The sequence below is a fragment of the Streptomyces misionensis genome, from assembly GCF_007896895.1.
GTDB classification, from domain to species: domain Bacteria; phylum Actinomycetota; class Actinomycetes; order Streptomycetales; family Streptomycetaceae; genus Streptomyces; species Streptomyces misionensis_A.
Window position 1 is genome coordinate 86,270 of sequence record NZ_VOGW01000001.1, and the last position, 13,303, is coordinate 99,572.

General features: G+C 74.0%; 12 protein-coding genes. 9 read left to right on the forward strand and 3 right to left on the reverse strand.

Features of this window, described 5'->3' with window-relative positions:
- Nucleotides 1-20: 20 nt before the first annotated feature.
- From FRZ03_RS00380 to FRZ03_RS00390, 3 genes are all read left to right on the forward strand, one after another.
- Nucleotides 21-716 carry a formyltransferase family protein gene (locus FRZ03_RS00380; RefSeq protein WP_146462973.1) on the forward strand — a complete coding sequence of 232 codons (696 nt, stop codon included), beginning with the start codon at nucleotides 21-23 and terminating at the stop codon, nucleotides 714-716.
- A gap of 271 nt (nucleotides 717-987) precedes the next feature.
- Nucleotides 988-2,334 carry an MFS transporter gene (locus tag FRZ03_RS00385; RefSeq protein WP_146462974.1) on the forward strand — a complete coding sequence of 449 codons (1,347 nt, stop codon included), beginning with the start codon at nucleotides 988-990 and terminating at the stop codon, nucleotides 2,332-2,334.
- 309 nt (nucleotides 2,335-2,643) lie between these two features.
- Nucleotides 2,644-3,765 carry a hypothetical protein gene (locus tag FRZ03_RS00390; RefSeq protein ID WP_146462975.1) on the forward strand — a complete coding sequence of 374 codons (1,122 nt, stop codon included), beginning with the start codon at nucleotides 2,644-2,646 and terminating at the stop codon, nucleotides 3,763-3,765.
- Between the two features lie 86 nt (nucleotides 3,766-3,851).
- Here FRZ03_RS00390 and FRZ03_RS00395 read toward each other — a convergent pair whose 3' ends face one another.
- Nucleotides 3,852-4,490 (reverse strand): 3-oxoacid CoA-transferase subunit B, encoded by a 639-nt coding sequence (locus FRZ03_RS00395; protein WP_146462990.1) that lies wholly within the window; start codon nucleotides 4,488-4,490, stop codon nucleotides 3,852-3,854.
- Between the two features lie 2 nt (nucleotides 4,491-4,492).
- On the reverse strand, nucleotides 4,493-5,287 hold the full coding sequence (locus tag FRZ03_RS00400) for a CoA transferase subunit A (protein WP_146462976.1): 795 nt from the start codon (nucleotides 5,285-5,287) through the stop codon (nucleotides 4,493-4,495).
- 226 nt (nucleotides 5,288-5,513) lie between these two features.
- On the opposite strand from FRZ03_RS00400, the gene FRZ03_RS00405 reads away from it, so the two are divergent.
- From FRZ03_RS00405 to FRZ03_RS00430, 6 genes are read left to right on the forward strand one after another with little or no spacing between them, the layout of a single operon-like run.
- Entirely contained in the window at nucleotides 5,514-6,752 is a 1,239-nt protein-coding gene (locus tag FRZ03_RS00405) for a substrate-binding domain-containing protein (RefSeq protein WP_146462977.1), read from the forward strand.
- Nucleotides 6,749-7,561, forward strand: a complete 813-nt coding sequence (locus FRZ03_RS00410) for an ABC transporter ATP-binding protein (RefSeq protein WP_146462978.1) — start codon at nucleotides 6,749-6,751, stop codon at nucleotides 7,559-7,561. The genes FRZ03_RS00405 and FRZ03_RS00410 overlap by 4 nt, the downstream gene beginning before the upstream one ends.
- A complete protein-coding gene (locus FRZ03_RS00415; RefSeq protein ID WP_146462979.1) occupies nucleotides 7,558-8,361 on the forward strand; it encodes an ABC transporter ATP-binding protein in 804 nt (267 codons plus the stop codon). The genes FRZ03_RS00410 and FRZ03_RS00415 overlap by 4 nt, the downstream gene beginning before the upstream one ends.
- Entirely contained in the window at nucleotides 8,361-9,248 is an 888-nt protein-coding gene (locus tag FRZ03_RS00420; RefSeq protein ID WP_146462980.1) for a branched-chain amino acid ABC transporter permease, read from the forward strand. The genes FRZ03_RS00415 and FRZ03_RS00420 overlap by 1 nt, the downstream gene beginning before the upstream one ends.
- Nucleotides 9,245-10,378: a branched-chain amino acid ABC transporter permease gene (locus tag FRZ03_RS00425; protein WP_146462981.1), complete on the forward strand. Its 1,134-nt coding sequence runs from the start codon at nucleotides 9,245-9,247 to the stop codon at nucleotides 10,376-10,378. The genes FRZ03_RS00420 and FRZ03_RS00425 overlap by 4 nt, the downstream gene beginning before the upstream one ends.
- Entirely contained in the window at nucleotides 10,375-11,298 is a 924-nt protein-coding gene (locus tag FRZ03_RS00430) for an alpha/beta hydrolase (RefSeq protein WP_146462982.1), read from the forward strand. Before FRZ03_RS00425 ends, FRZ03_RS00430 begins: the two co-directional genes overlap by 4 nt.
- Nucleotides 11,299-11,328: 30 nt before the next feature.
- Here the strand turns inward: FRZ03_RS00430 and FRZ03_RS00435 are convergent, their stop codons facing one another.
- The gene (locus tag FRZ03_RS00435; protein ID WP_146462983.1) at nucleotides 11,329-13,281 is read right to left on the reverse strand and encodes a helix-turn-helix domain-containing protein; all 1,953 of its coding nucleotides are present in this window, start codon (nucleotides 13,279-13,281) and stop codon (nucleotides 11,329-11,331) included.
- Between the last annotated feature and the right edge of the window lie 22 nt (nucleotides 13,282-13,303).

A 13,303-nucleotide genomic window follows, 5' to 3' on the forward strand; every position in this document is an offset into this window, starting at 1 on the left:
AGCGAGCGCCGGGAGCGCGAGTGAACATCTACATATCAGGGCAGGGGGCGTTCGCGGTGCAGGTCGCGGATGCCCTGTGGGACGAGGGACACCGGATCGCGGGCGTGGCCGCCCCCCGGCTGCGCAAGGGGCACGGCGACGAGAGCAACGCGATGTCCTGGGACCGGCTGCGCTCCTGGGCGTACCCCAGGAGCGTCCCGTGGACGGACTCGGCCGAACTGCGGGCGATGCACGTGCCGGACGGGGTGGACGTCATCGTCGCCGCGCACTCGCACGCCTTCATCGGCCGCCGCACGCGCGCCCGGGCCGCCGTCGCGGCCATCGGCTACCACCCCAGCCTGCTGCCCCTGCACCGGGGCCGGGACGCGATCCGCTGGACGATCCGCGACGGGGACAAGGTGACCGGCGGCAGCGTCTACCACCTCACGGAGCGCACCGACGGCGGCCCGATCGCCGCGCAGGAGCACCTGTTCGTGCCGCCGGGCTCGACCCCGCAGAGCCTGTGGCGCGAGCATCTGGCCCCGCTCGGGGTGCGGTTGCTGGTGCGGGTGGTCGCCGACCTCGCCGAGGGCCGGCGGATCGAGGTCCCCCAGGACGAGAAGCTGGCGACCTGGGAGCCCGCGATGGACGCCCAGCCGCTGTTCAAACCCGAGCTGATCGCGCTGCCCGGGACGGCGCTCGTCGACGGCAGCAAGTGGGCCCTGCACGCCCGGTGAGCCGACCGCGTCCGCCCTGCTCACAAGGGGCGTGCACCGGCGAACTACATGTTGTTTCCGGCCAGTTGGGAAGCAAACGATTGACCTGGGTGGGGCGCGGTGATCGGCTTGTGGGGTTCGTGCACGCAACCCGTCTGGGGAGAGGAAGCAACACCGCCATGCACAACGGATCATCACGGGGGCGGGCCCGGCCGGCCGCGGACGGCCGACTGCCGGGCTCCGGCGGCCGGCGCCCGTCGGACGGTCGCCGCGTGTTCCCCGGCAGGCCCGCATGACCAGTGTCGCGGCGACGTCGCAGCAGAGGTCGGGCCTGGCGCTCGGAGTGCTGGCCGGGGCACTCGCACTGGACCTGAGCGGAATGGCCGTACTGAACGCGGCCCTGCCGTCCGTCGGCACACGCTTCGGCCTGGCCGACACCACCCTGCAATGGGTCATGACGGCCTACTCCGTCACGTTCGCCGGCTTCCTGCTGGTGGGCGGCAGGCTGGCCGATGTGTTCGGCAGACGGCGGGTGTTCGAGGCCGGGGTCGCCCTGTTCACGGCGGCCGCGCTGGTCGGGGCCCTGGCACCGGACGGCGCCGTGCTGCTCGGCGCGCGGGGCGTCCAGGGCATCGGCGCGGCCCTGTCCGGCCCGGCCGCCCTCGCGCTGCTGACCGAGGTGTTCCCGGAGGGACCGGAGCGGGGCCGCGCGCTCGGCGTGTACGCCGCGGTCGGCGCGGCCAGCTTCAGCGGCGGGATGCTGCTGGGCGGCGTGCTGACCGAGTTCCTCGGCTGGCGCTCGGTCCTGTGGTTCTCGGTGCTGCTCGGCGCGCTCGTGCTCGCGGTCACCCGGGCCGGACTGCCCGACGGGACGGGCCGCAGGGGGCCGGTGGACCTGGCCGGCGCCGTCTTCGGCACCCTCGGCCTCGCGCTGCTCGTCGTCGGCGTGAGCCTGGGCGGGGTGTGGGCCTGGGCCCTGGTCGCCGGCGCGGTGCTCTTCCTGGTGCTCTTCGTCGTCCGCGAGCGCGGCGCCGCCGACCCGCTGCTGCCGCTCGGCCTGTTCCGGATCCCGTCGGTACGGCTGGCGACCGCGGCGGCCTTCCTCCAGTACACGGCGTCGGTCGGGATCGTGTTCTTCGCGCCCCTGTACCTCCAGGGGATGCTGGGATACTCCCCGGTCGAATCCGGCCTCTCCCTGGTGCCGATGTCGCTGACGGTGTTCCTCACCGCCAGCTTCCTCACCGGGCGGCTGCTGACCAGGTTCAGCCCGCGCACCCTGATGGTCACCGGCCTGGTGCTGATCGGCGCGGGCACGGCGCTGTGGACGACCACCCCGCACCACGGCAACTACCTGCTGCACGTGATGCCCGGGCTGGTGATCAGCGGCCTCGGCCAGGGCCTGAACTTCCCCGCGATGACCACGGCCGGCCTGGGCGGTGTGCCGCCGCACCAGCACGCGGTCGCCGGCGCGGTGAACGTCGTCGCCCAGCAGATCGGCTCCAGTGCCGGGGTCGCGGCCCTGGTCCTGGTCGCGGCGACCGCCGACGACCGGCTGTCGGGCTACCACCTGGCCTACCTCGTGGCCGGCGTCGCCTGTGCGGTCGGTGCCGCGGGAGTCGCGTCGACGCGGCGGAGCTGAGCACGCGCGACCGCGGTGGCCCCCCGGGAGCCGGGGGCGGCCGTCCGCCGTGTTCGCCGTGTTCGTCGTAGGAGGTGTACGAGGTGTACGCCGGCGCCCCGCAACGGCGGGTGCGCCGGCTCTCCCTTGCCCCGACCGGTGGCCTGTTCGGCCTGCTCAGGGCGTTGACAGGACGGTGCGTCACCGGCCGGACGGGTATGGCGGCCGTATAGGGCCACCGAAGAGGATCTCCGGTGCCTGTTCGCGCAGCGGTCGGCCGCAGGCGGTCCCCCCACGGACACACTGCCCAGACACCAGGAGACGCACTCGATGACGAAGACCGGCGTCCGGCGCCTGATCGGCTCCGCGCTGACCGTACTGGTCGCATCCGCCACGGCGGCGGCGGTGTCCGCCGCGCCCGCCGCGGCGGCCGTGACCGTGGCCTGGCAGAAGATCGACTACCCGCCCGCCGACGAGGTGTGGAGCTTCACCCCGCTCGCCGACTCGACGTCCATGGCGACGACCAGGTCGGGCGGGGGACCGTTCTGCGACCCCTGCAACGTCACCTACCAGCTGTGGCAGAAGCAGGGCGGCCAGACGTGGAAGGACATCTCGCCCCCCGGCAAGGAGATCGTCGACTCGACCACGGGCACGGCCGCCGACGACGTGTGGGCGTTCAAGAACGACAACGGCCTGATGGGGTACCACTGGGACGGAACCGCCTGGACGGCGAACTCCCCGGACACGGCGCGCTTCGACACGAAGGACAGCAAGGCGCTCTCGCGCGACGACGTGTGGGCGGCCGGCGCCTACAAGGCCACGACCTCGCAGTGGGTGCCCGCCCTCGCGCACTTCGACGGCCAGGGCTGGAACGTCACCAAGCTGCCGGACTCCATGCAGACGGCCACGCTCAACACCATGAGCGTGAACGCGGACGACGACATCTGGGTGGCCGGTTTCAAGGACAAGGGCACCATCAGCGGCGACGCCTACCAGCCCTTCGCGGCGCACTGGAACGGCACCCAGTGGACCGAGTCGGCGCTGCCCTCGTCCAGCCCCAACAGCACCCTGCTCTACGCCGTCGTGGCCAAGAGCCCGAACGACGTCTGGCTCGGCGGCAACCTGTACAACCTCCAGGGCGACGTCAAGGGCGTCAAGACCGGCGGCTACGTCCTCCACTGGGACGGCAGCACCTGGAAGCGGATCGACGTGCCGGGCAAGGACATCCACTGGGTCTCCTCCTTCGCGTACCACGACGGCCGGCTCTGGGCCGGACTGTCGTCCGACACCGGCAAGGGCATGGCCCGCTGGACCGGCACGGCCTGGGAGTTCGTCAACGGCCCCAGCGGCATCCTGTCCAACGAAGGCGAGCTGTCCGCCTCACCCGACGGGTCCCTGTACGTGAACGACTACTCGACCCTCGCCCGGCTGGCCCCGCAGTCCCTGCGGTGACGTGACACGGCCCGACCGGCACCACCCGGCCCGGCACGCGGACGACCGCGTGCCGGGCCGGCGCCCGTCCGCCGCCGTCGGGACCGTCAGCCCTCCTCGACGAGGAGCCGGGCCCCGGTCGCGGCCACGACCTCCCGCACGCCGACACCCGGAGCGGTCTCCACCAGCCGCAGCCCCTCGGGAGTGACGTCGATGACGCCCAGATCGGTGACGATCCGGTCCACCACCCGGCGGCCCGTGGCGGGCAGCCCCAGCTCCTCGACGATCTTCGGGCTGCCGTCCCTGGCCACGTGCTCCATCACGACCACCAGCCGCCGGGCGCCGTGGACCAGATCCATCGCACCGCCCATCCCCTTGACCATCTTGCCGGGGATCATCCAGTTGGCCAGGTCGCCGCGGGCCGACACCTGCATGGCGCCGAGCACCGAGACATCGATCCGGCCGGCCCGGACCATGCCGAAGGAGAGGGCCGAGTCGAAGTAGGCGCCGCCGGGCAGGGTGGTCACCGTCTCCTTCCCGGCGTTGATCAGGTCGGGGTGCTCCTCGCCGTCGTGCGGGTAGGGGCCCACGCCCAGGACGCCGTTCTCGGAGTGCAGCACCACATGCACCCCCTCCGGCAGGTGGTTGGGGATCAGTGTGGGCAGGCCGATGCCCAGGTTGACGTACTGGCCGTCGCGCAGTTCCCGGGCGGCGCGGGCGGCGAGCTGTTCGCGGTCGAGCGGCACGGTCACTTCTCCTCGGATCCGGTACGCGGGACGACGGCGCCGGTGCGCGCCGGACGCGTGGTACGGCGCTCGACGCGTTTGCCCAGCGAGGCGTCGACGGCGACCACGCGGTCCACGTACACCCCCGGCAAGTGCACCTCGTCCGGCGGCAGTTCACCCGCCTCGACGATGCGCTCGGCCTCCACCACGGTCACCCGTCCCGCCATCGCGCACAACGGGTTGAAGTTGCGCGCCGCCGCGTGGAAGACGCAGTTGCCGTGCCGGTCGGCGACCGCGGCCCGCACCAGGGCGAAGTCCGCGGTGATGGCCTCCTCCAGCAGATAGCGGCGGCCGCCGAACTCCCGGGTCTCCTTGGGCGGTGAGGCCACCGCGACGGCGCCGTCGGGGGTGTGGCGCCAGGGCAGGCCGCCCTCCTCGACCTGGGTGCCCACCCCCGCCGGGGTGTAGAACGCGGGGATGCCGGTGCCGCCGGCCCGCAGCCGCTCGGCCAGCGTGCCCTGCGGTGTCAGCTCCACCTCCAGCTCGCCGGACAGGTACTGGCGGGCGAACTCCTTGTTCTCGCCCACGTAGGACGAGGTCATCCGGGCGATCCGGCCGGCCCGCAGCAGCAGTCCGAGACCCCAGTCGTCCACACCGCAGTTGTTGGAGACGACCCGCAGCCCGGCCGCGCCGGTCTCGGCCAGCGCGGCGATCAGCGTCGACGGGATGCCGCACAGGCCGAACCCGCCGACCGCGAGCACCGCACCGTCAGGGATGTCCGCCACTGCCTGCGCGGCCGCGGCCATCACTTTGTCCATGCCGTTTCCTTCCCCACCGGGGTCCGTTCCGTTCCTCGCCCCGGCCTGCCGCCGCGTCGCGACCGGGCCGGGCGCTCCTCACCTTTGCCCGGACCGGCGGTCGCGGGCCATGTGCGCCGGTGCCATGACCGGGCGGCAAAGAGCGGTGACCGGCAACATGCCGACCGTCCGGCGGCGCTCCTAGGGTTCCGGCAATCACGCAGCGCACTGTCAGGAGTCGATCGCCATGCGTTCCAGCCTCACGGACCCCTTCAGAAGCGGAACCCTCCGCGCACTCACCCTCGTCGCCGTCGGCGCCCTGGTCGCGGGCTGCTCCTCGGCCGGCACCGCCGGCACCGCGTCCGCCGGGTCCGGCGGCAGGTCCGCCCCGGTGAAGGTGGGGCTGGTGTACTCGCGCAGCGGACTCCTGGCCGCCTACGGCAAGCAGTACGAGGAGGGCTTCAAGGCGGGACTGGCCTACGCCACGCACGGGACGAACAAGGCGGGCGGCCATCCGATCGAGGTCACCGAACAGGACGACGCGGGCGACCCGGCGAAGGCCGTCGCCGCGGCCAAGTCCCTGGTCGGCAAGGGCTGCAAGGTCCTCGCCGGCACCACCGACTCCGGTGTGGCCCTCCAGATGGCGCCGCTCGCCGCGCAGAACAAGGTGCTGTACGTCAGCGGCCCGGCCGCCACCGACGCGGTCACCGGCGTCAACGCCTACACCTTCCGCTCGGGCCGGCAGTCGTACCAGGACATACTCGCCGCCGGGGCCCTGCTCGGCGACGCCCGGGGCAGGAAGGTCACCGTGCTCGCCCAGAACTCCGCGTTCGGACAGGCCAACGTGGCCGCGGTGAAGGCCGTCCTCGGCCCGAAGGGAGCGCACGTCGGCTCCGTGCTGGCCCCGCCCAGCGCCACCGACCTCACGCCCTTCGCCCGCCAGACCCGGGCCGGCAAGCCGGACCTGGTGTTCGTCGCCTGGGCGGGTGCCGGCGCCCCGGCCCTGTGGACCGCGCTCGACCAGCAGGGCGTGCTGGACGCCAGCAAGGTCGTCACCGGCCTCGCGGGCACCGCCTCGTACCCGGTCTTCGGCACGGCCGGCTCCAAGATCGCCTTCCTCGCGCACTACTTCCCGGGCGCCGGGGGCGGCAACCCGGTGGAGAGGGCCATGCTCGACGGCATCACCAAGGCCGGCGGCACCCCCGACCTGTTCAGCCCGGACGGCTTCACCGCCGCCCAGATGATCGTGCACGCCATCGAGTCCGGCAGCGCCACCGACACCGCGGCCATGGCCAAGGCACTGGAGGGCTGGAGCTTCGACGGACCCAAGGGCGCAGAACGCGTCCGCGCGAAGGACCACGCCCTGCTCCAGCCGATGTTCACGGCACGGCTCAAGGGCAGCGGCAGCGCCGCCCGCCCCGAACTGATCGACAGCGTCCCGATGACGGCGGTCGCGCCACCGGCCACGGGGACGGCGGGCCGATGACCTCCTCGAACACGACGGCACCGAGCGCCGCGGGGACCCCGGGCGACCGGACGGCGAGCGGCTTTTCGGCGCCGGTGCTCCGACTGCGCGACATCGGCTGGACGGTCGGCGGCGCCACCATCGTCGACGCCGTCTCCTTCGACGTCCGCGAAGGCGAGTTCCTCGCCTTCATCGGCCCCAACGGCGCGGGCAAGACCTCGCTGTTCAACCTGGTCAGCGGGATCAGCCCGGTCTCCCGGGGCACCATCGAACTGGACGGCCGCGACATCACCGCGGAAGCCGCCTACGCCCGGGCCCGGCGCGGCCTCGGACGCACCTTCCAGACCTCCAGCCTCTGGCCGGGCATGACGGTCGCCGACCACGTCGCGCTCGCGGCCCAGGCCGCCGACGGCGGTTCGTACCGGATCTGGCGCCGCGCCGACCCCTACCCCGCGCTCGTCGACCGGGTGCTGGCACGCACTCAGCTCGCGCACCGCGCCGGAACCTGCGCCGACGCCCTCTCGCACGGCGAGAAACGCAAGCTCGAACTCGCGGTGCTGCTCGTCGGCGAGCCCCGGCTGATGCTGCTGGACGAGCCGATGGCGGGCGTGAGCGCCGAGGAGGTGCCCGCGCTGACCGAGCTCATCCGGTCACTGCACAAGGAGGAGGGCCGCACCGTGCTGATGGTCGAACACCACATGGACGTCCTGCTGGGCCTCGCCGACCGGGTGGCCGTGATGCACCACGGCACACTGCTGGTGCTGGACACCCCGCGCGCCGTGATGGCCGACCCCACCGTGCAGCAGGCCTACCTCGGGGAGGAGCTGTGACCCCCGCCCCGGCGCCCCTGCTGAGCGTGCGCGACCTGCGGGTCGTGATCGGCGGCAGGCACATCCTGCACGGTGTCGACCTGACCGTGGCCGCCTCGGGCACCACCGCGCTGCTCGGCCGCAATGGAGCCGGCAAGACGACCACCGTGCGCGGCGTTCTCGGCCTGGTGCCGCGCACCGGCAGCGTGCAGCTGGCCGGCGAGGAGACGGTCCGCCTGCCCACTCACGTCCTGGTGCGCCGCGGCATCGGCTACGCCCCCGAGGACCGCGGCGTCTTCGCCGCCCTCAGCGTGGCCGAGAACCTCCGCCTCGCCGAACGCCCGGGAGCCGGCGAACCGGACTACGACCTGGTCCACGAGCTCTTCCCGGAGCTGGCACGACGGGCCCGGCAGGCCGCCGGCACCCTGTCCGGCGGCCAGCAGCAGATGGTCGCCATCGCCCGGACCCTGCTCAACGGCAACCGGCTGATCATCGCCGACGAACCCACCAAGGGCCTGGCGCCCAAGGCGGTCACCGAGGTCGCCCGGGTACTGGAGCGCGTCGCCGAGACGGTGCCGGTCCTGCTCGTGGAGCAGAACCTCGCCCTGGTGCGCCGCCTCGCCCGCCACTGCGCCGTCCTCGCCGACGGCCGCACCGTGCACCAGGGCCCGGCCGCCGAACTGCTCGCCGACGCCGAGGCGGCCCGCCGGCTGCTCGGCGTCGGCAGCACCGGCCACCGCGGCCCGGCGAGGACACCGGCCGGCCCGCCCGTTCGCACCGCGGCGCACGACGCCGCCCGGACCACGGAGGCGGACACCTGATGGCCACCGTCGTGCTGCTCACCTTCACCGGACTCGGCCTGGGCGCCCTGTACTTCCTGATCGCCTCCGGCCTATCCTTGATCTTCGGGCTGATGGACGTGCTCAACTTCGCCCACGGCGCCCTGCTGTCCATCGGCGCCTACGGCACCTGGTGGGCCGCCTTCGGCCACCTGCCCGGCGCCGGCTTCGGCGGGGCGGGGTTCGTCCTCGCCGTCGTCTTCGGCACCGCGGTCGGCACCGTCGCCGCCGTGTTCCTCGAAGTCGCCGTCATCCGCCCGCTCTACACCCGCCCCCGCGAACAGATCCTCGCCACGGTGGGCGTGGGCCTGGCCGTACCGGCCCTGCTGTCGGCCGTCTGGGGCGCCGACGCCCGGCCCTTCCCCGGGCCGAAGGCACTGTCCGGCACGTTCGGCGTGCTGGGGGCGGAAGTCCCGCTCAACCGCCCGGTGCTGATCGGGGCGGCCCTGGTGGTCCTGGTCGCGCTCAAGGTGTTCCTCGGCCGCACCCGGCACGGACTGGTCGTCCGCGCGGGCGTGGAGGACCGGGCGATGGTCACCGCGCTCGGCATCGACGTGCGCAGGGCCTTCACCCTGGTCTTCGCCCTCGGCGGCGCGGCAGCCGCCCTCGGCGGCGCCCTCGGCGGCCTCTACTTCGGCTCCGTCGACCCCGGACAGGGCACCTCCCTGCTCATCTTCGCGTTCGTGGTCGTCGTGACGGGCGGCATGAACTCGCTCACCGGCACCGCGCTGGCCTCGGTGGCCGTGGGCCTCGTCCAGCAGTTCGCCAACTACTACACCACCGCGGGGCTCGGCGACGTCGCCGTCGTCGTCCTGCTCGCCGCCCTGCTGCTCGTCCGGCCGCGGGGGCTCACCGGGAGGCTCGCATGACCACCGCCACCCAGCCGCGCGGCCGGGCCCGCACGGCGGACCAGCCCGTCGCCGGCCGCTCGGAGAGGCTGCGGCGAGCCACCCGCTGGTGGCCGCTGCCGATGCTGTCGGTCCTGTTCGTCGTGCCCTTCGGCGCGCTGCCGCTGCCGGGTCTGCTCGACGGCCCGATCGGCAGCCCCGGAAACCTCCAACTGCTCGCCCTGTGCCTGGTGTTCGGGGGCCTCGCCACCGGTTACGACCTGCTGCTCGGCCGCACCGGGCTGCTGTCCTTCGGGCACGCGCTCTACTTCGCGGCGGGCACCTACGCCACCAACACCGTGATGCTCGAAGCGGGTCTGCCGTTCGCCGTGTCCGCGCTGCTCGGCCTGCTCGCGGGGGTCGCGCTGTCCGCCCTGCTGGGCGCGGTCGGCCTGCGCGTCGGCGGCATCGGATTCTCCATGGTCACCCTGGCCTTCGCGCAGGCCGCGTCGATCCTCGTACAGCGCGACCCCGGCGGCGTCACGGGCGGCGAGGAGGGCCGGGCCGCGCCCGCGGACCGGCTGCCCGCCTCGCTCGTCGGCATCGAGCACACCGCCAATCTGTACTGGGTAGCGCTGGCCTACCTGGTCGTGGTGCTGGCCGTGGTGCAGTGGACGGTCTGCTCGCCCATCGGCCGGGTCTGGGAGGGCATCAAGGAGAACGAACGCCGGGTGGAGGTGCTGGGCCTGCGCCCGTACGGCTTCAAACTCGCCGCCTTCGTGCTGGCCGGCACCCTGGCCGCGCTCGGCGGCATCGTGTACCTGCTGCTGACCGGCGGCGCCACCCCGCGCACGACCACCTCCGACTTCACCCTGTCCCTGCTGGTGATGGTGGTGCTGGGCGGCTCGGGGACCCGGTGGGGACCCATGATCGGTGGCATCCTCTACACCTGGGCCGACCAGCGGCTCGGCGACCTGGCCGGCTCGGGAGCGGTCGCCGCCCTGCCCTCCGTCGTACGGGTGCCGCTCTCCCAGCCGCTGTTCCTGCTCGGAGCGCTGTTCGTCGCCGTCATCTACGTACTGCCCGGCGGTGTGGTGCGGCTGCCGGCCCGGCTGCGCGCCGCCCGTCCGTCCCGCACCGCCGCCGACCCCGAGGAGGTCCTTCCCTCATGACACGCGCACCCGAGGAGTTCGAGGTACCGGTGCCCGGCGGGGGACTGGCGGTGCTGCGCTGGCCCGCCGACGCCCCGGACGCCCCGGTGGTGGTCGCGCTGCACGGCATCACGGCCAACGGCCTGAGCTGGGCCCGCGTCGCCCACCACCTGGCCGGGCGGGTCACCCTGGTGGCACCGGACCTGCGCGGCCGGGGCCGCAGCGGGCGACTGCCCGGCCCCTACGGCATCGCGGCCCACGCCGACGACACGGCCGCCCTGGTGGACGCGCTCGGCCTGGGGCCGGTGGTGCTGACCGGCCACTCCATGGGAGCCTTCACCGCGGCCCTGACCGCGGTGCGCCACCCGCACCTGCCGGCGGCCCTGCTGCTGGTGGACGGCGGCGTCGGCTTCCCCGTCCCGGCAGCTGTGGACCCCGACGCGCTGATCACCTCCGTGATCGGCCCGGCCATGCGGCGGCTGTCCATGACCTTCCCGGACCGGGACGCCTACCGCGCGTTCTGGCGCGGCCACCCGGCCTTCGCCGACTCCTGGTCGCCGTGGGCGGACGCCTACATCCAGCGCGACCTCGTCGGTACGGAGCCCGAACTGCGCTCCTCCTGCGCCCTGGAGGCCGTACGCGCCGACGGCGTGGACCAACTCCGCGAGGAGGTGTCGGGCGCGGTGCACCGGCTGCCCGGTCCGGCCGTGCTGCTGTGGGCCGAACGCGGTCTGATGGACGAGCCGCAGGGCCTGTACGACGAGCAGCGGCTCGCCGCCGCGGGCCTCGACCCCCGCTTGGTGCGCACGCGGCCGGTACCCGGCACCAACCACTACACGATCCTCGTCGGCGACGAGGGCGCCCGGGCCGTGGCCCGGCACCTGCTGGCGGCGGCCGACGTGCCGGGGCCCGGGGAACCGGCCACCGTGCCGTCCCGCTGACCACGCGGCTCCCGCCGCCCCGCTCGCCCGTCAGGCGCCCGACAGCAGGTGCAGCCGCAGCGCCAGCTGGAGTTCCAGGGCGCGCTCGGGGGTGTTCCAGTCGGAGCCGAGCAGCGCCTGGACGCGGTCCAGGCGCTGCACCACCGTGTTCACATGCACATGCAGCTCCTCCTTCGCCCGGGTCAGGCTCCCGCCGCGGTCGAAGTAGGCGCGCAGGGTGCGGACCAGCTGGGTGCCGCGCTGGGCGTCGTACTCCAGCAGCGGTCCCAGGACGGCGGTGACGAAGCCGTCCACGTCGTGGTCGTCGCCCAGCAGGACGCCGAGGAAGCCGAGTTCGGCGACGCTCGCCCCGTCCCCGGTACGCCCGAGCACCCGCAGTGCCCGCAGACAGCGCAGGCCCTCGGCGTGCGCGGCGGCGAGGGCCCGCGGCCCGGCGGCCGGTCCGGCACCCGCCACCGTGACCGGTACGCCGGTCAGTTGGCCGAGCTGCCCGGCGGCGACGCGCGCCGCCTCACCCGGACCGGTGCCCTCGCACGGGAGCAACAGCACCACGGCGCCCTCGTGTTCCGTGCCGACCCCGCCGTTCCCGAACAAGTACTGCACGGCCGCGTCGGCGAGCCGCCCCCGAGCCGCGTCGTCGGCCCGGGCGACGAGCAGGACATGGGGACGGTCGAGGTCGATGCCGAGCCGGCGGCCGCGGGCCACCAGACCGGCCGGGTCGCGGTCGGGCGCGGTGAGCAGATCGGTGACCAGGTCGCCGCGGACCCGGTTCTCGGTCTCCGCGACCGAACGCCTCAGCAGGAGCAGCAGGGAGGTGACGACGCTGCTCCGCTCGAACAGCCGCCGGTCGGGGTCGTCCAGCTCCGGCCGCCCGTACAGGACCAGACAGCCCAGCAGTTCCTGTCCGGCCAGTACGGCGCAGACCCAGCGCCCGTCACGGAAGACCGCGTGCGCGGTGGCGCGGGAACTCTCCGCCGCCGCGACCAGCGCCGCCGCCTCCTCGGCGGCACCCGCGTCCTGCGCGCCCCGGGTGGGCGCGCCGCCGTGCTCGCCGACCGCGGTCAGCGGCCACCCGGAGCCGTCGTGGACCGCGACGTCCCCCTTCAGCAGACCGGCCACGGCGGCGGCCACGTCCGACACGTCACCGCCGCGCAGCACCAGATCGGTGAGCCGGTCATGGGACTCCGCGGCACGCTGCATGGCCGCGGAGTGCTCCCGGATCACGGTGTTGGCCTCGGCCAGTTCGGCCAGCGCGGCCCGCGCGTCGGCCATGGCCTTGGCGGTGTCGATGGCGATGGCCGCGTGGTCGGCGAGCGAGCACAGCAGCGCCACCTCGTCCGGGGCGAAGGTGCGGGGCGTGCGGTCCGCGGCGAACAGCGCCCCGATGACCTGACCGCCGCTGCCCGACCCCAGCAGCAGCGGCACCCCGAGTATCGCGACCAGCCCCTCGTCGAGGACGCCGGCGTCGATGCTGCCGGTGTGGACGAAGCGGTCGTCCGTGCGGTAGTCCGGCGAGGCGTACGGGCGGGCGGTCTGCGCGACCAGACCGCCGAGGCCCTCGCCCAGTTGCAGCCGCAGGTTCTGGAACAGTTCCGACACCGAACCGTCGGTGACCCGCATATAGGTGTCCCCGGCCTCCTCGTCGGGCAGCGTGAGATAGGCCGTGTCCGTGCCCAGCAGCATCCTGGCCCGCCGGACGATGGAGCGGAGCACCGCGTCCAGGTCGCGCAGCGACGCCAGGTCGCCCGCGGTGTCGAAGAGCGCGGTCAGCTCGGCCTCCCGGCGCCGGTGCTGCCTGAGCGTGCTCTGCACGCGCAGCGCCGCCTCCGTGGCCTGCTCGACCTCCGCGAGGTCCTGGGCGGTGGCGCCGCTGCGCCGGGCCTCGACGGCGACGGCGCCGAGGTCTTCGGCGGGGGCGCCCGCGGCGAGGAGTTCGAGCAGCCGGCGCAGGTGCGGGGCGACGGAGGCGGGTCTGTGCGGCATGGGCGGACAACCGTTGCGAAGT

Coding starts and splice junctions, on each gene's coding strand:
- FRZ03_RS00385 (WP_146462974.1), top strand. CDS start 988: ATGACCAGTGTCGCGGCGACGTCGCAGCAGAGGTCGGGCCTGGCGCTC.
- FRZ03_RS00390 (WP_146462975.1), top strand. CDS start 2,644: ATGACGAAGACCGGCGTCCGGCGCCTGATCGGCTCCGCGCTGACCGTA.
- FRZ03_RS00400 (WP_146462976.1), bottom strand. CDS start 5,287: ATGGACAAAGTGATGGCCGCGGCCGCGCAGGCAGTGGCGGACATCCCT.
- FRZ03_RS00405 (WP_146462977.1), top strand. CDS start 5,514: ATGCGTTCCAGCCTCACGGACCCCTTCAGAAGCGGAACCCTCCGCGCA.
- FRZ03_RS00410 (WP_146462978.1), top strand. CDS start 6,749: ATGACCTCCTCGAACACGACGGCACCGAGCGCCGCGGGGACCCCGGGC.
- FRZ03_RS00420 (WP_146462980.1), top strand. CDS start 8,361: ATGGCCACCGTCGTGCTGCTCACCTTCACCGGACTCGGCCTGGGCGCC.
- FRZ03_RS00425 (WP_146462981.1), top strand. CDS start 9,245: ATGACCACCGCCACCCAGCCGCGCGGCCGGGCCCGCACGGCGGACCAG.
- FRZ03_RS00430 (WP_146462982.1), top strand. CDS start 10,375: ATGACACGCGCACCCGAGGAGTTCGAGGTACCGGTGCCCGGCGGGGGA.
- FRZ03_RS00435 (WP_146462983.1), bottom strand. CDS start 13,281: ATGCCGCACAGACCCGCCTCCGTCGCCCCGCACCTGCGCCGGCTGCTC.